Raw genomic sequence first — 19,602 nt, 5'->3', positions numbered from 1 at the left:
TAACTATTTGTTTCTACGCAATTCCGGACGGAAAACCGTTACACACTTTTCCTGGAATTGCTCTAGTAGGAGCGACGCCCCGGGATCGGCCGCAGCGAAACCTGCCTCAGGCCGAGCACGCTGAACACGAAGAACAGCCAGACGGGATCGGCGCGGCGGAAGAAGAAGCTTTCGAGAAAACCGTTCAGCGCCGCGAACAGCACCACCATCATGAAGAAGTCGCCGAGATAGATGTTCTCGTTGCGCAGCGGGATGCGCATGTAGTCCCTGAGCGGCGCGATCAGGAAGGTGTAGATGGCGACGCCGAGCGCGGGGATACCCATCAGCACGGCGATGTCGAGATAACCGTCATGGCCGTGCACGATGGTGCGGATGTCCCAGGGCCGGTCGAAGGGCTGGTCCTGGTTGAGCAACAGCGGCGTTCCCCAGAAGCTCTCATAGCCGTAGCCGGTCCAGGGCCTCTTCGCCAGCATCTCGCCGGCGAACTCCCATAGCGTCGTGCGGCCGGTATAGGTGAGATCCGGAAAATAGACCGCCGCCAGATGCTTCACCGGCGCAATGAAAACGATACCGAGCGTGCCGACCGCGGTCGCGACGATCGCCGACAGAAACAGGACCGGCGTGCCGAGCCGCATGCCGATGAGGCTGGGCAGCACCACGATCAGGATCGAGAACGGCACAAGTCCGACGGTTGTCTTCGAGCCGGTGTGCAGCATGAAGATCATCGCCGCTGAGAAGATGCCGATGCCCCACCAGCGTTGCCCGCGCCGCCAGAGATAGAGCCCGGCGAAGCTGAAGCAGGCCATTACCGGTCCCGCGATGTTCTTGTGGGTGAAGACACCGCGCCACAGGCCCGCATGCTCGGGTTCTTGCGAGTCGGCGGTATGCAGCGCCTCGTGCGGAAAGACGATGAGCCCGACATAAGAGAGCCCCATAACCACGACGGCGGTGAAGATGACGACCCTGGCGAAGGAGTCTGCATCACGCGGCAGCACCAGGATCGTCGCCATGGTGATGATGCCGATCATGGTGAAGGAGGCGGCGCGCATCGCCGACGGCGGATCGGTGGCAAGGATCACCGACAGGAAGAAGAAGCCCAGCATCAGCGCCCAGGACGGGCTGATAAGCGAGCGCACCACGCGCGGGTCGGCGAAGGCGAGCAGCGAGAAGATCGAGATGGCGCCGAGCGAGCCGAAGCCGAGCTGGTTGACGATGTCGCCGCCATCGCCGGTGAGTTCGGCGCCGGCCGGCTGGAAGGGACGGAAGGAGATGATGATGACGGCAAAGAGCAGCGCCGCGACAGCCGTCGCAACACCCTCGCGCGTGAAAGCGGCGCTGAGCGGCGCGCGCTCAGTTCTTCTCAGGCTGTCGGTACTGCTCATTGGCATATCCGAATTCGGCAAGCACCCGGCCGAGCGCGACATAGACGGGATAGAGGCCAGTTGCCAGCGACCCTGTGCGCGCCAACCTTGTGGCGCCGCGCAGCGGCGAGGCGGCAAGCAGCGCCAGGCTCTTCAGCAAAACCTTGGTCCCGGAGAACGGCGTGCCGGCACGCTTCTTCTTTTCCACCAGGGTGGAGATGACCCCGTTGCGCAGGCTGCGGGCGCGGATCCAGTCGGCTTCCACGCGCCGGGCCGGAACCGTTTCCTTGACCCTTGCCTCCGCGCACCAGCCGAGCGCGAAACCCCTCTGCGCCGAGCGGCTCAGGAAATCGGAATCGCCGCCGCCCATGAAGTTGAACCTGAGATCGAGGAAGGGCGGTCCCATAGCGACAAGCACATTGCGTCCGACCAGCAGATTGCCGGATGAATAGAGCGCCGGCACGCGGCCCGTTTCGCGGTATGGCGGCGCGAAGACCGGGTGGTCGGCCCATCTCGCATGGGAGGGATCGGCGAAGACCGGCACTTGCGGTCCGCCGACGATGTCGGCCCGAAGCGTCTCGGCGGCCTTGCACATGCGCTCCAGCCAGTTGGGCTCGGCGATCTCGTCGTCGTCGATCACCAGCAGATGCTTGAGGTTGGGGAAGTGCAGCATCGCCGTCTGCCAGCCGGCATTGTAGGCGCTGCAATTGCCGCGCTCATGCGCGATGATGACCAGGCCCGGCACCTCGCCGCGCTCGAACAGCGGCAATGCCGCCTTGGCGCCCTCGCACGCCTCGGCCTCGTTCTCCATGACGATGACGGCGAAGCGGCGCACGGTTTTCTGGGCCTTGAGCGAAGCCAGTGTTTCCAGGAGCAGTTGCGGCCGCTTGAATGTCGGCAGCGTGACGACAGCCTCGACGGTCTCGGCGGCAAGCCCCGGAGACCGTCCCGCGATCGATACCCCCGCGGTCGATACCAAAGCGTCCGATGGCAAAGGGATCATCCGTTTCCAGCCGTGTGGGTCCGGCCTTCGATAGCAGCCCGATGATAACGCTTCGTTAATCACCTTTCACGGCGAGGTCAGCGAAACCTCGGCTTTCAGCCTTTGACGATGCCATTTAATCAAGGCTTCACCGCGTTTTGCTACCGGCTACACCAATGGATAGGTGAGATGCATCTGCTGTTCGCCACATCGATCGTGCCCGACGGCGCCCTTGCTTCGGGCTACGAGATTGCCAACGCCGCAATCATCGAAGCGCTGCGGCGTGCCGGCGCGCGCGTGACGGTGATCGGTTTCAGCTGGCCGGGAAAGCCTGCCGCCGATCCTGAGAACACCATCGTCCTCGGCGCCATCGACGTGCGTACCGAAAGCGCCTCGGCGCTGCAGAAGCTCGCCTGGGTGGGCAAGGCGATGCGCATGGGTCTTACCTTTGCCTCCATCAAGCTGCGCGTCGTTTCCGCTGCGGATGTCCACGCGGCGATCGAGCACGCCGGCCCGTTCGACGGCTATGTCCTCAATTCCGTGCAATTTGCCGGCGCCTTCGAAAGTGTCCTGGGCGACCGGCCGTCGATCTTCGTCGCGCACAATGCCGAGCACCGCTCGGCCGAGGAGAACGCCGCAGCGGCCGGCAGTGTCCTTCAACGCTGGCTGTTCCGCCGTGAGGCCAGGCTGCTCGAGGTCATGGAGAAGCGTCTGTGCCGCGCAGCGCGCTTCGTCTTCACGCTTGCCGAAGAGGACCGCGGGGCGCTCGGCGTTGCGTCTGACGACCGCTCGGCGGTGCTGCCGCTTGTGACGCGCGCCGCTGCGCCGGCGAACAAAGGCCCGCGCCGCATCGACTGCGACGCGGCTCTGATCGGCACCTGGACCTGGCAGCCCAACCGCATCGGCCTCGACTGGTTCTTGACCAAGGTCGTCCCGCATCTCAGGCCGGATTTCCGCATCAGGATCGCCGGCAACATGCCGTCGGGCGTAACGTCGACGCATCCCGGCATCCAGTTCGTCGGAAGGGTTCCGGACGCCCAGGCCTTCGTGCGCGGCGGCGCGGTCGTTCCGCTGATCAGCACCGCAGGCAGCGGCGTGCAGCTGAAAACCATCGAGACCTTCGAGCTTGGCCTGCCTTCCGTCGCCACCAGCCGCTCGCTGCGCGGCATCGGCTACCGGCCGCAAAACTGTGTCGTGACCGATGATCCTGTCGCCTTCGCCTCGGCGCTCGAGGCGGCGGCAGCCGATGTCCGCGATGTCGACGGCAGCGCCTTTCATCGCCGGCAGGTCCGCGCGCTCGATGCCGCGGTCCGGCTTGGGCTGGAGAAGCTCGGCGTCGTCAGGCAAGGGGTTGCTGCATGAACATGCATGCCGCCCGCTCCGCCTTCGGCTTCGACACGCTGAAGACGATTCTCGGCATCTCCGTCCTTGCCATTCGCTGGGACGATGCCGTCACACTGCTTTCCCGGCTGGTCGCCGAGCGGCGCTTCACCAAGGTGAGCTTCCTCAACGCCCACAATGCCAACCTCGCCTGCAGCGATCCGGTGTTTGCCGAAGCGCTCGACGACTTCCTCGTGCTGCCGGACGGCGTCGGCGTCGACATTGCCGCAAAGCTGCTCTACGGCGCGCCTTTCCCCGACAATCTCAACGGCACCGATTTCGTGCCCGCCTTTCTGCAGGCATCGACGCGGCCGCTGACCGTGGCGTTGCTTGGCGCGACGCAGGTCAATGCCGAGGCGGCGTCCGTGAAGCTTTCGGCGCTCGCCGTGCAGCACAAATTCGTGGTCGTCCATGACGGCTATTTCTCCCCCGCTGAGGAGCCTGCGATAGTCGAGCGCATCGCCCGGCTGCGGCCGGACGTGCTGCTGGTCGCCATGGGTGTGCCGCGCCAGGAATTGTGGATCGCGCGCCATATCGATGCCCGTCACTGCATACTGTCGATCGCGGTCGGCGCGCTGCTCGATTTTCTGAGCGGCACCGTGCCGCGCGCGCCGCTGTGGATGCGGCGCCTGCGGCTCGAATGGCTGTTTCGCCTCTGGATCGAACCCGGCCGCCTGTGGCGCCGCTACGTGGTCGGCAATCCGCTCTTTCTGTGGCGTGTCCTCAAGCAGAAATTGTCACACGGACCGCGGCCGGCGGAGGCGCGCCGTTGAACAGCCGCTTCGTGCCCGATGCCGCCGCCAGGATCGAGCCGCTGCCGCGCACGCCTTCGGCCGCGGTCGTGACGGCGAGCTACGCGCCGGATTTCGAGCGCTGCCGGCTGCTGTGCGAGACGATGGATCGCCATGTGACCGGCATCGCGCGGCACTACATCCTCGTCGAGCACCGTGACGTGGCGCTGTTTCGTCAGCTTGAAGGCAGCCGCCGCACGATCGTCGATGAGCAGGATTTGCTGCCGCGCTGGCTGCGGGTTTTCGATGATCCGCTCAGCCTGTTCCGCCGCCGTATCTGGCTGAGTTTCAGGACCCAGCCGCTGCGTGGCTGGCACGTGCAGCAGCTTCGCCGCATCGCCATTGCCGCGCATGCCAGGGAGGACGTGCTCGTCTTTTGCGATTCAGACGTCGCTTTCCTCAAGCCGTTCGACGCGAACGCCTTCTGGCGCAACGGCAAGGCGCGACTGTTCCGGCGTGATGGCGTGCTGGCTGATGACGGCCACGACGAGCATCGCATCTGGTCGCGCAATGCCGGCTCCGCGCTCGGCATCGACCCGGCGAAGCTTTCGACCCACGATTACATCTCGACGCTGATCGCCTGGCGCCGTGAGACGGTAAATGCGATGCGCGAGCGGATCGAAGAGACGCACGGTCGCGACTGGGTCAGCGTCGTCGGCTCGGCGCGCAAATTCTCCGAATGCATGCTCTACGGGCGTTATGTCGACGACGTGCTGGAAGGGGCGGGTCATTTCCATGGCTCAGAAGAATTCTGCCGGGTCCACTGGAATGGCCAGGCGCTGTCGGACGAGGAGTTCCGCCGCTTTGTCGATGCCATGGCGCCCGAGCAGGTTGCGATCGGCATGCAATCCTTCATCGGCACCGATGTCGGCCGCATCCGCCGGCTGATTGGGCTCGATGCGCGGCGTTCAGACTGCCTTCGCCGGGCGACGTAGCGCCGAATAGGTGAGAAACATCGAGGCGAGATAAAGCAGCAGGAAGACGATGTTGAGCGACAGCACCAGGTCGGACGTGTCGGGGATCGTCGTCAGCACATAGGTGAGCAGCGCCGCCTTGAGGCCGGCGAGCAGGCCGAGATTGATCGCCCGCACCGCGGTCTGGCCGCGCGCGAACAGCAACTCGGCCTGGTATTCGACGAGATTGCGCAAGCCGGGCACGCATACCGCCAACGCCACCAGGGGTGCTGCCTCGGCGACATTCTTGCCGAGTGCATTGGGGAAGAAATGCAACACGATGCCGAGCGAGAGCAGCGCCAGCGTCGAGACCAGGAACACGCCGCCTTCGATGCCGCTCTTGACCGCCAGCCGGGACAGAAGTTCGGGCGCGCGCATCATGCGCTGCACCAGCATCATCGAGAAGGTGCGGATCGGGATTGCGGTGAGGTCGACCAGCCGCATGATGATGGCGTAGATGCCGGCGAGGTGCGGTCCACCGATCGACAGCACCAAAAGCTTGTCGAATTCCATCTGCAAATAGAACAGCACCTCGGCCCCCGCGACATAGAGGGAATCGGCGAGGCGCCTGAAATAGAGCTCGGTGCGTAGCCTGAGCCGCTGGCGCGGGTAGAAGAAGACGAAGGCGACGAATAGCGAGGCGGCGTTGGCGCCGATATAAAACCACGACCAGACGCCGATGGTGCGTTGCGCGGCCAGCATGAACAGCACCGCGCCGACTGCCCTGAGCGCCGTCGCCAGGATCGCGAGCACCGCCGCGCGGCCGAACTTGCCAAGGCCGTTGTTGACGATCAGCACCACCTCGACCGGTCGCCACAGCAGCGCTTCGGCAAAGACGACTGCGGCGAAGACCGACAGCGGCACCGTGCCGGCGAAGAAGATCAGATAGACGCCATAAGAAGCGGCGGCGAGGACCGGCAGCGAGGCCACACCGAGCAGCAGGAAGCCGGCGGTGAAAGTGCCGATCAGATTCCGGCGGATCGTCGCCGTGCGGTAGAGCGCCGAGATGAAGCCGAAGGCGAGGATGCGCGACAACATCACGCCTGCCGCCGAGGCGGTGGCGAACATGCCGAATTCGCTGATCGACAGCGTGTTGGCCAACGCCACGAAATAGGCAAGCGAGAACACCAGCCGCCCGCCGGCGCCGCTGATCGCCGAGAAATAGTCGAAAACCAGCTTCCGGCGTGCGGCCACGAAATGGCCGATCCGCGCGAGCGTCCGCCTTTGCGGTATGTCGCTGGTCTGGGTCATAGATTAGCCAAAGCATAGGCCGGAAAGCTTAACGTGCCGTTCTGGCGGCACCCCGGCGGCCCTGGGAAAGGCTGCAATCAGGGCGAGAAACTATGGTTCCCGAGCTCAAAAATTAACGTTTTATTTTCCATGCCTGTTTAGCGTGACTTAACGATTGGCCGACCGCCGCTCGGAAGCCGCCAGAGAGTAAGTTCCAGGACATGGTCGACAGGGAAAACCGTGACGATTGGAGGCGCGAGCGCTCTTTGCTGGCGCTCGGCCAGGCCGTGCGCGGCGAGGACAGCCCGGACGCATCGCTGGTTTCCATCGGCGACAAGGCCAACCCATCTTGGCGCGAGGATGCCGCCGCGCGCCACCGCGCCGCGCGCTTCGAGCGCGAAGGGCGGTCGAGCCCGCAGCCCGCGAACACCGACGAACCCGGCCAACCTCAGGTCGATCCGATTTCGGAAGCGATCCGGGCCGAGGACGGCTGGGCCGAGCGGGGACCGCACGCCGGATCGCGCGAAGAGAGCCGTCCCGCGGACCATTATTCGCCGGCCACATTCGAATGGCGTCATGCCGAATCTCGTCACGCAAGCCGGCCGCTGGCCGGCAACGATGCCGACGCGCAGGAATGGAAACCTCTGATCGACCCGATGCAGGTTGTTCGAGGTATCACCCGATCCAAGGCGCTGATTCTTTCGACAACGATCCTGGGCGCCGTGCTCGGCGTCGCCATCGCGCTGTCGACACCGAAGAAATATGAGGCCACCACCGAGGTCATCATCGACCCGCGCGACCTCAAGCTTACCGATCGCGACCTGACGCAGAACGTGATCGCCTCGGATGCGACACTCGCCATCGTCGAGAACCAAGCCCGCATCCTCACCTCGGGCGCGGTTCTCAACAAGGTCGTCACGGACCTCAACCTGACCAACGATCCTGAGTTCAACGGCCAGGGCAAGGGCGGCATCGGCCTGATGTCGATGCTCCGCTCGATCCTGTCGCGGCAGGATGCGGAGGGTGCTGCCGACGAGGCGCGCCGGCGCGCGCTGGCGGTCGGCAATCTGGCGGATAGCCTGGACGTCGAGCGCGGCGGCAAGACTTTCGTCGTCTCGATCACCGCCACGACCGAGAGTCCCGACAAGTCGGCCCTGATCGCCAACACCATGAGGACGGCTTTCCAGCAGATATCCAGCGAGCTCCAGTCCAAAACGGCGGGGCGCGCCACCGACGAACTCACGGCCAGGCTCGACGAATTGCGCAAGGGCGTCGAGGCGGCCGAGCGCAAGGTGGAGGATTTCAGGGCCACGCATGACCTTGTCGACGCCCAGGGTCATCTGATCAGCGACGACCAGATGCTGAAGCTCAACGAGCAGCTCTCCGTCGCCCGCGCCCGCACGCTGGAGCTCAACGCCCGCGCCGCCTCGGCGCGCGCGCTGAACGTCAACTCGGTTCTCAACGGCACCCTGCCGGAAGAGATCAACTCCAACACGATGGGCGAGCTGCGCTCGCAATATGCGGCGCTGAAACAGGAAGCCGATCGTGCCGCCATCAAGTTCGGGCCGCGGCATCCGGAGCTGCAGGCGCTCAACGCCCAGCTTGCCGGCGCGCGCGAACGCATCGGCGCCGAATTGCAGCGCATCGCGTCCTCGCTGCAGGTCGATCTGAAGCGCTCCGTGCAACTCGAGCAGGACCTTGCTTCGCGCCTGGCGCAGGCCAAGGTGCAGAGCGGCGACGTCAACAGCGACCTGGTTTCGCTGCGCGAGTTCGAGCGCGAGGCCGCCGCCAAGCGATCGGTCTACGAGCAGTTCCTGCTGCGCGCCAAGGAAACCGGGGAACAGAAGGACATCAATACCGCCAACATCAGCTTGATTTCGGAGGCCTATGCGCCGCTCGAGGCCAAGGGGCCGTCGCGCGCCGTCAAGGCGCTGGCCGGCCTGCTTGCCGGCTTCTTCGCCGGCATCGGCCTCGGCGCGCTGCGCGGCGCCTATGCCAGCCTGCGCGAGACGGCGGACATCCGCTCACGCCGCAGACCCGAAGAGCGTGCCCCGGCTTTCGAGGACGAGGCATATCGCGCGGCGCCACCGAGCCCTCCGTCGCCGGCGCCCCCGCCAGTTGCACCGTTCACTTCATCGCCTGTCCCCGCCGATGAGGGCGGCCGGCCGGGCTTCTTCGGATCGCTGGCTTCGCTGCGCAACTTCATGCTGCGCAGGTCGGACGAGCCGATTGATGCCGGCTTGGACCGGCGCGCTAGCGCCCGGAACGCGCCGCCATCGAACCTTGGCTTCGAGGCGCCGTCTGTGCAAACCCGCACCTATAGTCCGGACTACCCGCAACCCGCGGGGCCATCCGACGACGCGTACGCTTCATCGGCGGCACCTTCCCATCCGCAACCGCCAGTCGCCGAGGCGCGCCAGTCCCCGGTCGATCAGCAGAGCCAGGTCGACGAGCTCCGCGCCAGCCTGCGCGAGTTCCGCGAGGCGGTGCGCGACCTGACCGAAAGCCGCACGCGCCGCCGCTATTTCTAAAGGACGCTGCCTCCGATAAAAGCGGCCGGTTTCGGGTTTACGGCATCAGACGACGTTTTGACGGGATTGCCCTGTCGAATTTTCGTGAAAATGCCGCGCGGCATTCGATCGCCCGCGCTCGGCGCCTGGCGGATCGCGATGCTGGATTGAGGATCAGGCTGCTTGCAAGCGCGGCCGTGGAACGGTGTTGAAGGTGAATGATGGCCGAAGTGATCGACGGAAAGAGTGTCGCCGAAGACGTGGTTCAAAAGGTCAAAGCGCTGACATCAGAGCTGTCGGCCAAGGGCGCGACCAGGCCCGGTCTGGCGGTTGTGATCGTCGGCGAGGATCCGGCGAGCCAGGTCTATGTCGCCTCGAAATCGCGCACGGCCAAGGAATGCGGCTTCCATTCGCTGCAGCACACGCTGCCGGCCGAGACGACTGAGGAGGAGCTGCTGAAGATCATTGGCGATCTCAATGCCGATCCGTCCGTCCACGGCATCCTCGTGCAGCTGCCGTTGCCTGGCCATATCGATGCCGGCAAGGTCATCCAGACGATCGCGCCGGAGAAGGATGTCGACGGCTTCCACTTCATCAATGTCGGCAAGCTTGGCACCGGCGAGTTGGAGACGGCATTCGTGCCCTGCACGCCGGCCGGCTCGATGCTCTTGATCGAGCGCGTGCGCGGCAAGGATCTTTCCGGCCTCAACGCCGTCGTCGTCGGCCGCTCCAACATCGTCGGCAAGCCGATGGCCAACCTGCTGCTCGCCGCCAACTGCACCGTCACCATTGCCCATAGCCGCACCAAGGACCTGCCGGCGCTGGCCCGCACCGCCGATATCCTGGTCGCCGCCGTCGGTCGCCCGGAAATGGTCAAGGGTGATTGGGTGAAGCCCGGCGCCACCGTCATCGATGTCGGCATCAACCGCATTCCCGCCCCCGAAAAGGGCGAAGGCAAGTCCAGGCTGGTCGGCGACGTCGCCTATGCCGAAGCGGCCAAGGCCGCCGGCGCCATCACGCCCGTGCCCGGCGGCGTCGGGCCGATGACCATTGCCATGCTGATGGCCAACACTGTAGCTTCCGCCTACCTCGCGGCCGGATTGAAGCGGCCGTCCTTCTGATCAGAAAGCCTTAGCGTTGCCGAACCTCTCTGCCTCCGTTGAACGGCCGGTCATGAACGATCCCGTTCAAGGGGGGCGGCAGTTCGGCTTCCTTCTGGTCGACAAGTTCTCGATGTTCTCGCTTGCCGCGGCGATCGACTGTTTCCGTTCGGCGAACCGGTTGCTTGGTCGCGACTTTTACGGCTGGACGACGATTTCGGCGGATGGCGACGCGGTCATGGCCTCCAACGGCCTGCCGCTCAAGATCGACTATTCCGTCGCCGATATGCCGCCGGTCGACATCCTGTTCGTCTCGGTCGGGCTCACCACCGAATTCCCCGGCAAGAGCAAGGTGCTGGCGGCGCTGCGCAGCTGGGGCCGGCGCGGCAACGCGCTCGGTGCGCTGTCGGTCGGCTCCTATCTGCTCGCCGAGGCCGGCCAGCTCGACGGCTACCGCTGCACCATCCATTGGGAAAACCGCGCCGGCTTCATGGAGCGCTTTCCCGACATCACCTGCACCGGCAATGTCTTCGAGATCGACCGCAAGCGCTACACCTGCGCCGGCGGCACCACCTCGATCGACCTGATGCTGGAGATCGTGCGCGGCGATTTCGGCTCCAACCTTGCCAATGGCGTCGCCAACCAGTTCCAGCACGAGCGCATCCGCTCGGCCGGCGACCGCCAGCGCGTCGGCCCCGAGCGCGATCTCACCGGCAAGTCGGAGAAGCTGAGACGCATCGTCGAGCTGATGGCCGACCATCTCGACGAGCCGCTCTCGGCGGTGCAGCTTGCCAAGTCGGCGGGCCTGTCGGTGCGCCAGGTCGAGCGCCTGTTCCTGCGCCATCTCAGTGTCACGCCCGGCCGCTACTACATGCGGCTGAGATTGGAGCGGGCGCGCGAATTGCTGCGCCAGACCAATATGCCGATCCTCGACGTGGCGATCGCCACCGGCTTCACCTCGCACTCCTATTTCGCGCAGAGCTACCGGCTGCAGTTCGGCCGTCCGCCGTCGGAAGAGCGCCGCACCACATACTGAGTGGCTTTGCTGCCATCGGGCTTGTCTCCAGAGGCTGCCTCAAATAGCTTTCCCGGCGCGGACAGGGGGCTCACTCAGGAGATTTTCATGGCGGGACTGGCACGGAGCGTCGCTGCGGCGATCCTCCTTTTGTCGACGACCACGTTTGGCTTTGCCGCCAACAAGGTCATCATCATTCTCGATGCATCAGGCTCCATGTGGGCCCAGATCGACGGCAAGCCGAAGCTCGAAATCGCGCGCGAATCGCTGCGCACCGTGTTGCAGTCGGTGCCGGCCGATGACGAGATCGGCTTCATGGCCTACGGCCATCGCCAGAAGGGCAGCTGCGAGGACATCGAGCTGATCGTGCCGCCGCAGGCGGGTTCGGCAAGCGCGATTTCGGCCGCCGCCGACAGCATGAAATTCCTCGGCAAGACGCCGCTGACGGCGGCCGTCAAGCAGGCGGCGGAAGCGCTGAAATACACCGAGGACAAGGCCACCGTCGTCCTCATCACCGACGGGCTTGAGACCTGCGGCGGCGATCCGTGCGCGCTCGGCAAGGAGCTGAAGGAAACCGGTGTCGCCTTCACCGCCGACGTAGTCGGCTTCGGCCTGACTGCCGACGAAGGCAGGCAGATCGCCTGTCTCGCCGAAAACACCGGCGGCAAATACATCCAGGCCTCCGACGAGAAGGCGCTGCAGCAAGCGCTGGTGGAGACCGTGGCGGCGCCGGCTCCCGCGCCTGAGCCCGCTCCAGCCCCCGCGCCGGCGCCCGAACCGGCCAAGCCTGAATTCAATTTCATGCCGAGCGTGGCCATGGCCGAGGGCGGCGATCCGATCACCGACGGCAATGCCTGGGAGATCTATAAAGCCGCGGCCGACGGCACGCGCGGCGATCAGGTCATGACCGAGTATGGCGAGCTGAAAACCAACCTCGAGCCGGGCGACTATATCGTCGTCGGGCGTGACGACGAGGCAAGGAGCGAGCAGAAGATCAAAGTCGAGGCCGGACAGACCTACAGCCCGCTGTTCACGCTGAACGCCGGCACCCTGGTCATCCACCCGCATGCGAGCCAGGGCTCCGAGATCAGCGGCGAGGCGCGCGTCGACTTCAACTATCCGGGCGGCAACACCACCCACTATGGCGACGCCAAGGCCACCGTGCCCGCGGGCGAGCAGAAGGTGACGGTGCAGATCGGCGCGGGCACCGCAACGGAGACCGTCCAGCTTGCCGCCGGACAGACCGTCGAGAAGGATATCATTGTCGGCGTCGGCCATGCGATGCTCAACGCCTACTACACCGCCGGCGGCGACAAGGCCGACAATTCCGGCATCGGCTTCGAGATCGTCAAGGCCAAGAAGAAGATCGACGGCTCGCGCGAGAGCGTCGAGCACTCCTACGGTCCCGACAGCAAGTTCTGGCTGCCGCCGGACGACTATGTCGCGCTCACCACGCTCGATCTCGCCGTCGTCGAGCAGCCCTTCAGCATCAATGCCGGCGACAATCAGGACGTGAAGGTGGCCCTTGACGCCGGCGTGCTGGCGATGTCGGCGCCCGGCGCCTATTCGATCGAGGTGTTCTCATCGAAGAAGGACATCGAGGGCAAGCGCAAGTCGCTTGGGCTAAGCTATGGCGACAGCTGGCAGCAAACGATCCCCGCCGGCGACTATGTCGTTGTGCGCCACATGTCCGACCAGGGTCAGGACAAGGAAATGCCAGTGACGATCAAGGCCGGCGAGCGGTCCGAGATCACGGTGCAGTAGGCATTGGCGCTCCGCGAACGGACGAAAAAGGGCGGCTTCGAGCCGCCCTTTTCTTGAAGCACGTTGGAGGAGGTCAGGCGTTTGCGAAGGCGGCGGCGCCATGGTCGGCGCGGCCGACCAGTTGCCGGAAGCCGGCAAACAGCTCGCGGCCGAAGCCGAACTCGTTGCCGACGAGATCGGCATCGGCCGTGCGGCGCAGCGCGAATTCCGTCCCCGGCACCAGCACTTCCAGCGTGCCGGCATCGGCATCGAGGCGGATGATGTCGCCGTCGTGGATCCTGGCGATAGGCCCATCCTCGACCGCTTCCGGCGTCACATGGATCGCCGCCGGCACCTTGCCGGAGGCGCCGGACATGCGTCCGTCAGTCACCAGCGCGACGCGCTGGTCGCGGTCCTGCAGGATGCCGAGCACGGTGGTCAGCTTGTGCAGCTCCGGCATGCCGTTGGCCTTCGGACCCTGGAAACGGATGACGGCGACGAAATCGCCGGTCAGCGTGCCGGCCTTGAAGGCATCGTTCAGCCCCTGCTGGCTGTCGAACACCTTTGCCGGCGCCTCGATGACGCGCCGCTCGGGCTTCACCGCCGAGGTCTTGATGACGGCATGGCCGAGATTGCCGGCAAGCACTTTCAGGCCGCCGGTCGGCTGGAACGCCTTCTTGAACGGCGCCAGCACCTTTTCGTCGCCGCTCGTGAGCGGCGACGCTTCACGCACGACGCTGCCGTCGGCGCCGAGCCTGGCCTCGACCGCATAGGGCCTCAAGCCTTCACCCCACACCGTCTGCACGTCCTCATGCAGGATGCCCTCGTCAAGCAGCTCGCGGATCAAGAAGCCGAGCCCGCCCGCGGCGTGGAAATGGTTCACGTCGGCCAGCCCGTTCGGGTAGACGCGGGCCAGCAGCGGCACGGCTTCCGAGAGGTCGGAAATGTCCTGCCAGGTGAGCGCGATGCCGGCCGCCGCGGCCATCGCGATGAGGTGAATGGTGTGGTTGGTCGAGCCGCCGGTGGCGTGCAGGCCGACCACACCGTTGACGATCGAGCGCTCGTCGATCATGCGGCCGACCGGCGTATAGGCATTGCCGAGCGCGGTGATCGCCAGCGCGCGCTTGGCCGCTTCCCTGGTCAGCGCGTCGCGCAGCGGCGTGCCTGGATTGACGAAGGAGGCGCCGGGCGTGTGCAGGCCCATGATCTCCATCAGCATCTGGTTGGAATTGGCGGTGCCGTAGAAGGTGCAAGTGCCCGGCCCGTGATAGGATTTGGACTCCGCCTCGAGCAGCTCGGCGCGGCCTGCCTTGCCCTCGGCATAGAGCTGACGGATCTTGGCCTTCTCGTCGTTCGGCAGGCCCGACGTCATCGGTCCGGCCGGGATGAACACCGCCGGCAGGTGCCCGAAGGTAAGCGCCGCGATCACCAGCCCCGGCACGATCTTGTCGCAGACGCCAAGGAAGACGGCGGCGTCGAACATGTTGTGCGAGAGGCCGATCGCCGCCGCCATGGCGATCACGTCGCGCGAGAACAGCGACAGTTCCATGCCCGGCTGGCCTTGCGTGACACCGTCGCACATTGCCGGCACGCCGCCCGCCACCTGGGCAATGCCGCCGGCCTCGCGGGCCGCGTCCTTGATCAGCGCCGGGAAGGTCTCGAACGGCTGATGCGCCGACAGCATGTCGTTGTACGAGGTGATGATGCCGAGGTTCGGCACGCGGTCGCCGCCGAGCGCGACCTTTTCCGACGGGCTGCAGACGGCAAAGCCGTGCGCGAGGTTGCCGCAGGAGAGCACCGCGCGGTTGGCGGCGCGGCCGGATGCCTCCGCGATGCGGCCGAGATAGGCCTCGCGGCCGGCTTTCGAGCGTTGGCGGATGCGTTCCGTGATGGCTTCGATGTCGCGTCTGGCTGTCATGGCTGGTCCTTTCGAGCCCCGGAAAACGTCCTCCCATAGCCTCCGGGGCTGTTCCTTGGTGAAATCAGGGTGCCCAGAACACCTCTACCGGTATCGGCGCTGCCTCGAGCACTTCGCGGATGGGCTTTTTTACGCCCGCTCCCATCGCGCCGTCGAAGGCGGTGCGCTTGTCCTCGCCTTCGATGTGGAGCGCGATGAAACCGGCGGCAACGATCCGCGCCATCGACAGCGTCAGCCTCGGCTCGCCGGCGCTTTGCGCATGCACCGGCAGCACGATTCGCTGCGAGGACGGGTCGAGCAATTCAGCGAGCTTGTCGGCATCGGGAAAGAAGGAGGCAGTGTGGCCGTCGGCGCCCATGCCGAGAACGACGACGTCGAGCGGCCATGCCAAGGACTGCAAGGCCTCGCTGTCCGAAGCCGCCGCGGCCTCGATGCTGGCCGCTTCATGGTAGAGCGGCACGAAGCGCGCTGCCGCCGCCTTGCTCTGGAGCAGCTTGGCCGCCACCAGCCCGGCATTCGAGCGCGGCGAGGTGGGCGGCACGAAACGCTCGTCGACCAGCGTCACCGTGACCTTGTCCCAGGCGATCGGTATCGAGGACAGTGCGGCGAAGAATTTTGCCGGCGTCGTGCCGCCGGATACGGCGAGCAGCGCCGTGCCGCGCTCGGCAATCGCCTTGGTCAACCGGGCGGCGACGTTGCCGGCAAGGGCTGCCGCCAGCTGCTGGCGGTCGGCAAAGCCGTTCCAGGCGTAGGCGGCCCCGCTCAATTGCTCTCGTGCCATGTCCGTCCGTCACGTTCGATGAGCGCGATGGAGGCCGAGGGCCCCCAGGTGCCCGCCGTATAGCCCTGCGCTTCTTGCCTTGCGCTTTCCCAGGCATTCTGGATCGGGTCGATCCATTTCCAGGCCGCCTCGACCTCGTCCCGGCGCATGAACAGCGTCTGGTTGCCGCGCACCACATCCATGATCAGCCGTTCATAGGCGTCCGGCGCCCGGCCTTGGAACGACTGCGCGAAGCTCATGTCGAGCGAAATCTGGCGCAGGCGCATGCCGCCCGGCCCCGGATCCTTGATCATGATGAACTGCTTGACGCCCTCGTCCGGCTGCAGGCGGATGACGAGCTGGTTGGCGAAGATCGGTCCGGCGCTTTCGCCGAAGATCGAATAGGGGATCGGCTTGAACTCGATGACGATCTCCGAAACGCGCGTCGCCAGCCGCTTGCCGGTCCTCAGATAGAAGGGAACACCGGCCCAGCGCCAGTTGCCGATCTCGGCCTTGATGGCGACGAAGGTCTCCGTGTCGCTGCTCTTGCCCAACTCCTCGACATAGCCTTTGACGGCTCCGCCGGCCGAGGCGCCGGCGCGATACTGGCCGCGCACGGTGTGCTTGGGCGCCTCGTTGCCGTTGATGCGCTTCAATGCCCTCAGCACCTTCAGCTTCTCGTCGCGCACGGCATCCGCATCCATCGACGATGGTGTTTCCATGGCAACCAGGCAAAGCAGTTGCAGGATGTGGTTCTGCACCATGTCGCGCAGTGCGCCTGCCTTGTCGTAGTAGGTGACGCGGTCCTCGAGACCCACGGTCTCGGCCACCGTGATCTGCACATGATCGATATGAGCGGAGTTCCACAGCGGCTCGTAGAGCGCATTGGCAAAGCGCAGCGCCATCAGGTTCTGCACCGTTTCCTTGCCGAGATAGTGATCGATGCGGAAGATCTGGCTTTCGTGGAAATCGTCGCCCACCGCGTCGTTGAGCGCGCGCGCCGAGGTGAGATCCCGCCCGATCGGCTTCTCCAGCACGATGCGCGAGTTCGGTGTGATCAACTTGTGCTCTTTGAGCTGGTGCGAGATGTCGCCGAACAGCGCCGGCGCCACCGCGAGGTAGAAGGCGCGGATGCGGTCGCTGTCGCCGATCGCCTTCTTGAGCTTGTCGAAACCGGCGCCCGTGGTCGCGTCGGCCGAGACATAGGAAAGCCTGGCCAAGAAGCTCTCCAGCTCCTTGGCATCGACATCGGCCGGCTTCACATGCTGGGATATCGCCTTCTTGGCGAAGGCCTGGAATTCGGCATCGGTCATCTTCGCGCGCGACGTGCCGATGATGCGCGTCGGCTCGGAGAACTGGTGACCGCACTGGCGATAGTAGAGAGAGGGCAGGAGCTTGCGTTCCGACAGGTCGCCGGTGCCGCCGAAGATGATGAAGTCGAAGGGGTCGACGGGGATGATCTGGCTGGTCATGGTCAGTCCGGTTTGATGCCGCTCGCCGGTAGCGGGGCTGATATATTCTAATCGATTTAAATCGTCCAGTGCCTTGGTGTCGCATCAAGGGCCAATCGCGGGGGATTGATTGGGTCTAGACGTGCCCCTGATACTGGCGCTACCGGAAGGCTTGTCGGCAAGCGATGTCTTCCGGCAGCGTTCGCAGCTGCAACATAGAACGTGAATGTGACGAAAGCCAATGCATGTCGCCCAAAAGTGCGCAGCGGTTTTGGAGAACGACATGCATCAAAACAAGGATGCATGTCGCCCAAAAGTGCGCAGCGGTTTTGGAGAACGACAGGCATCAAAACAACGACTGAAAGCGCGTCGCCTGAATCCGTTTCGACACGGCGCGCTTTATCAGGGAGAAATCATGAGCGCGACATCGCGCCATGGCCAACTCCCGGGTGCGGATGATCTAGAATGTGCGGGAAAACCATGCGTCTGGAAAACAAGGTTGCCATCATCACTGGCGCGGCGTCGGGTTTCGGCGAGGGCATGGCGAAGCGCTTCGCCGAAGAGGGCGCGCGCGTCGTCGTCGCCGACCTCAACGCCAAGGGCGCCGAGCGCGTCGCGCAAGAAATCGGCGACAGCGCGATCTGGACCCAGACCGACGTCTCGCTGCGCTCCGAATTCGACGAGATGGTCTATGCCGCCAAGAACGCCTTCGGCCGCGTCGACATCATGGTCAACAATGCCGGCTACACGCACCGCAACGGCGACCTGCTCGGGGTCGACGAGGAAACCTTCGATCTGATCACTGCCATCAACATGAAGGCGATCTATCATGCCGCCCTTGCCGTGGTGCCGATCATGGATCGGCAGGGCGGCGGCGTCATCCTGACCACGGCCTCGACGGCGGGGCTTCGCCCGAGGCCGGGCCTCACCTGGTACAATGCCTCCAAGGGCTGGGCGATCACCGCCACCAAGTCGATGGCGGTCGAGCTCGCGCCGAAGAACATACGCGTCAATTGCCTCTGCCCGGTCGCCGGCGAAACCGGCATGCTGGAGAAGTTCATGGGCGCCGACACGCCGGAGATCCGCGAAAAATTCCGCGCCTCGATCCCGCTCGGCCGGCTCTCGACGCCGCTCGACATCGCCAACGCGGCGCTCTGGCTGGCGTCGGACGAGGCAGCCTTTATTACCGGCGTGGCGCTGGAGGTCGATGGCGGGCGCTGCATCTGAGCGGCCGCTCCAGCGCGAAGCGATTTGGCGGCTGGCGGCACTTTGCGGCCGGGTTCAACCCGGGAAACGGATCAGGTGCCGGTTTTTAGGTAGGTTTTCCAAACCCAGCCGTGCTTGCCGTTATAGACGATCTCGCACCATTTCTTGCAGCTCATTACCTGCACCGATGCCTTGGCCGGCACCGTTACGATTGCGGATGCGCCCTTCTTCGGGCCGCTCCGCATGGTGACTGCCCGCAGGATGCGTCCATTGGCGCCGGCGCTGACCTTCTGAGGCTTCGGCTCGTCCTGGGCCGCGTCCTCGGTTGCTGCCGGCTGAGTCTCCTGCGGCTTTGCTTCCGGTATGGCCGCGGTCTGCGCGCCGTCCATCTTGGCGTCTGGCTTTTTCGCATCTGCCGATTGGTCGGCCGCCGGCGCAGGCGCCGCGACCTCGGACAAGGCGGCCGAAGCATCGTTCCCTGACACGGATTCGGCGAAGGCGGCAACGGCCGGCTTGTCGTTCTGCGTTGCCGGCTTCTCCGCGGCCTGAACGGATGAGGCCGGCGGAGCCTCAGCCGCGGCGGACGCGGTCGCCGCATCCGCGCCGGTCCAGCGCGGGCTGTTGGATGCCAGCGCCGGGATGGCGGCTTCGCGCACGGCAGTGACGGGCGAAACCGCATCGGCCTTGCGCGCGACCTGCGGCGCGGCGACGGAGACAGCTGCGCTCGCAGCGGCCGGTGCGATCTTCTTCGTCTTGACCGGGATCGCGGGAACGGTCTGCTCCGCGCTTGCGATCGCCTGCCGTTCATTGGCCGGCAGGGCCAGCCAAAGCGCCACTGCGGCCACGCCAAGCAGCGCCGCGGTGCCGACGGCCGCGATCACCAGATGCGCGTTCGACTGCAGGCCCTGCCAGAAAGACGGCCGCATGTCATAGCCGAACTGTACTGCAAAGCGCCGTCGTTCCGGCGCACCGAAACTGAAGGGCTCGTTCACTTAGACCACCTCCAAAAAGCGGGCCGACGTTCTTTCGATCCTGCCGCAAACAGTTCGCAGCTGATCGGCATCGGTCCCAAAATTCCAGCGGGCAGGCCCGCGCAAATCCCCATTTTATCGCCCAGAACCGGCATCTTTTGCCGCTGATTATGGCATCACTGCGCCTTTTTGCGAAATTCTGCGCGTTCGTTAAGGATTCTGCAACATGCC

Annotated in this window: 15 protein-coding genes; 8 read left to right on the top strand and 7 right to left on the bottom strand. The window is 65.2% G+C overall.

The annotated features are described in order from the left end of the window. Positions 1-62: 62 nt before the first annotated feature. Positions 63-1,382, bottom strand: a complete 1,320-nt coding sequence (locus RFM40_RS16530) for an O-antigen ligase family protein (RefSeq protein ID WP_320277810.1) — start codon at positions 1,380-1,382, stop codon at positions 63-65. Beyond that, a complete protein-coding gene (locus tag RFM40_RS16525; protein ID WP_320226388.1) occupies positions 1,351-2,364 on the bottom strand; it encodes a glycosyltransferase family 2 protein in 1,014 nt (337 codons plus the stop codon). The genes RFM40_RS16530 and RFM40_RS16525 overlap by 32 nt, the downstream gene beginning before the upstream one ends. Before the next feature lie 168 nt (positions 2,365-2,532). Here RFM40_RS16525 and RFM40_RS16520 point away from each other — a divergent pair, with 168 nt between their 5' ends. Genes RFM40_RS16520 through RFM40_RS16510 form a run of 3 tightly spaced genes read left to right on the top strand, consistent with a single transcriptional unit; the run spans position 2,533 to position 5,449 of the window. After that, on the top strand, positions 2,533-3,705 hold the full coding sequence (locus tag RFM40_RS16520) for a glycosyltransferase (RefSeq protein WP_320277809.1): 1,173 nt from the start codon (positions 2,533-2,535) through the stop codon (positions 3,703-3,705). Beyond that, on the top strand, positions 3,702-4,496 hold the full coding sequence (locus RFM40_RS16515) for a WecB/TagA/CpsF family glycosyltransferase (RefSeq protein ID WP_320226390.1): 795 nt from the start codon (positions 3,702-3,704) through the stop codon (positions 4,494-4,496). The genes RFM40_RS16520 and RFM40_RS16515 overlap by 4 nt, the downstream gene beginning before the upstream one ends. Next, positions 4,493-5,449, top strand: coding sequence for a DUF6492 family protein (locus tag RFM40_RS16510; RefSeq protein WP_320226391.1), 957 nt, complete (start codon positions 4,493-4,495; stop codon positions 5,447-5,449). Before RFM40_RS16515 ends, RFM40_RS16510 begins: the two co-directional genes overlap by 4 nt. Here RFM40_RS16510 and RFM40_RS16505 read toward each other — a convergent pair. Continuing rightward, positions 5,423-6,718: a lipopolysaccharide biosynthesis protein gene (locus RFM40_RS16505; protein WP_320226392.1), complete on the bottom strand. Its 1,296-nt coding sequence runs from the start codon at positions 6,716-6,718 to the stop codon at positions 5,423-5,425. The genes RFM40_RS16510 and RFM40_RS16505 overlap by 27 nt on opposite strands. A 200-nt stretch (positions 6,719-6,918) precedes the next feature. On the opposite strand from RFM40_RS16505, the gene RFM40_RS16500 reads away from it, so the two are divergent. The 4 genes from RFM40_RS16500 (at position 6,919) to RFM40_RS16485 (ending at position 13,086) form a co-directional block, all read left to right on the top strand. Further along, positions 6,919-9,228: a GumC family protein gene (locus RFM40_RS16500; RefSeq protein ID WP_320226393.1), complete on the top strand. Its 2,310-nt coding sequence runs from the start codon at positions 6,919-6,921 to the stop codon at positions 9,226-9,228. Between the two features lie 200 nt (positions 9,229-9,428). Beyond that, a complete protein-coding gene (gene folD / locus RFM40_RS16495; RefSeq protein ID WP_320226394.1) occupies positions 9,429-10,328 on the top strand; it encodes a bifunctional methylenetetrahydrofolate dehydrogenase/methenyltetrahydrofolate cyclohydrolase FolD in 900 nt (299 codons plus the stop codon). 52 nt (positions 10,329-10,380) lie between these two features. Next, positions 10,381-11,343 (top strand): GlxA family transcriptional regulator, encoded by a 963-nt coding sequence (locus RFM40_RS16490; protein ID WP_320226395.1) that lies wholly within the window; start codon positions 10,381-10,383, stop codon positions 11,341-11,343. 87 nt (positions 11,344-11,430) lie between these two features. Beyond that, positions 11,431-13,086 carry a vWA domain-containing protein gene (locus RFM40_RS16485; protein WP_320277808.1) on the top strand — a complete coding sequence of 552 codons (1,656 nt, stop codon included), beginning with the start codon at positions 11,431-11,433 and terminating at the stop codon, positions 13,084-13,086. A gap of 73 nt (positions 13,087-13,159) precedes the next feature. Here RFM40_RS16485 and edd read toward each other — a convergent pair whose 3' ends face one another. The 3 genes from edd to zwf form a co-directional block, all read right to left on the bottom strand. Continuing rightward, positions 13,160-14,983 carry a phosphogluconate dehydratase gene (gene edd / locus RFM40_RS16480; RefSeq protein ID WP_320226398.1) on the bottom strand — a complete coding sequence of 608 codons (1,824 nt, stop codon included), beginning with the start codon at positions 14,981-14,983 and terminating at the stop codon, positions 13,160-13,162. Between the two features lie 64 nt (positions 14,984-15,047). Then, complete coding sequence (gene pgl / locus RFM40_RS16475) at positions 15,048-15,764, bottom strand: 6-phosphogluconolactonase (RefSeq protein ID WP_320226399.1); 717 nt, start codon at positions 15,762-15,764, stop codon at positions 15,048-15,050. Then, positions 15,746-17,215 (bottom strand): glucose-6-phosphate dehydrogenase, encoded by a 1,470-nt coding sequence (gene zwf, locus RFM40_RS16470; RefSeq protein ID WP_320226400.1) that lies wholly within the window; start codon positions 17,213-17,215, stop codon positions 15,746-15,748. Before zwf ends, pgl begins: the two co-directional genes overlap by 19 nt. A 459-nt stretch (positions 17,216-17,674) precedes the next feature. Here zwf and RFM40_RS16465 point away from each other — a divergent pair, with 459 nt between their 5' ends. Further along, on the top strand, positions 17,675-18,421 hold the full coding sequence (locus tag RFM40_RS16465) for an SDR family oxidoreductase (RefSeq protein WP_292372230.1): 747 nt from the start codon (positions 17,675-17,677) through the stop codon (positions 18,419-18,421). Positions 18,422-18,492: 71 nt separating this feature from the next. Here RFM40_RS16465 and RFM40_RS16460 read toward each other — a convergent pair whose 3' ends face one another. Further along, positions 18,493-19,392, bottom strand: a complete 900-nt coding sequence (locus RFM40_RS16460; protein ID WP_320226401.1) for an SH3 domain-containing protein — start codon at positions 19,390-19,392, stop codon at positions 18,493-18,495. Positions 19,393-19,602 lie beyond the last annotated feature (210 nt).

It is taken from the genome of Mesorhizobium captivum (assembly GCF_033977165.1).
Lineage (GTDB): Bacteria > Pseudomonadota > Alphaproteobacteria > Rhizobiales > Rhizobiaceae > Mesorhizobium > Mesorhizobium captivum.
This window is presented reverse-complemented; position numbering and strand designations above follow the sequence as displayed.

What these genes read in the sequence shown, in the direction of transcription:
- RFM40_RS16530 (WP_320277810.1), bottom strand. Translation starts at nt 1,382, where the DNA reads ATGAGCAGTACCGACAGCCTGAGAAGAACTGAGCGCGCGCCGCTCAGC.
- RFM40_RS16525 (WP_320226388.1), bottom strand. Translation starts at nt 2,364, where the DNA reads ATGATCCCTTTGCCATCGGACGCTTTGGTATCGACCGCGGGGGTATCG.
- RFM40_RS16520 (WP_320277809.1), top strand. Translation starts at nt 2,533, where the DNA reads ATGCATCTGCTGTTCGCCACATCGATCGTGCCCGACGGCGCCCTTGCT.
- RFM40_RS16515 (WP_320226390.1), top strand. Translation starts at nt 3,702, where the DNA reads ATGAACATGCATGCCGCCCGCTCCGCCTTCGGCTTCGACACGCTGAAG.
- RFM40_RS16505 (WP_320226392.1), bottom strand. Translation starts at nt 6,718, where the DNA reads ATGACCCAGACCAGCGACATACCGCAAAGGCGGACGCTCGCGCGGATC.
- RFM40_RS16500 (WP_320226393.1), top strand. Translation starts at nt 6,919, where the DNA reads ATGGTCGACAGGGAAAACCGTGACGATTGGAGGCGCGAGCGCTCTTTG.
- folD (WP_320226394.1), top strand. Translation starts at nt 9,429, where the DNA reads ATGGCCGAAGTGATCGACGGAAAGAGTGTCGCCGAAGACGTGGTTCAA.
- RFM40_RS16490 (WP_320226395.1), top strand. Translation starts at nt 10,381, where the DNA reads ATGAACGATCCCGTTCAAGGGGGGCGGCAGTTCGGCTTCCTTCTGGTC.
- RFM40_RS16485 (WP_320277808.1), top strand. Translation starts at nt 11,431, where the DNA reads ATGGCGGGACTGGCACGGAGCGTCGCTGCGGCGATCCTCCTTTTGTCG.
- edd (WP_320226398.1), bottom strand. Translation starts at nt 14,983, where the DNA reads ATGACAGCCAGACGCGACATCGAAGCCATCACGGAACGCATCCGCCAA.
- pgl (WP_320226399.1), bottom strand. Translation starts at nt 15,764, where the DNA reads ATGGCACGAGAGCAATTGAGCGGGGCCGCCTACGCCTGGAACGGCTTT.
- zwf (WP_320226400.1), bottom strand. Translation starts at nt 17,215, where the DNA reads ATGACCAGCCAGATCATCCCCGTCGACCCCTTCGACTTCATCATCTTC.
- RFM40_RS16465 (WP_292372230.1), top strand. Translation starts at nt 17,675, where the DNA reads ATGCGTCTGGAAAACAAGGTTGCCATCATCACTGGCGCGGCGTCGGGT.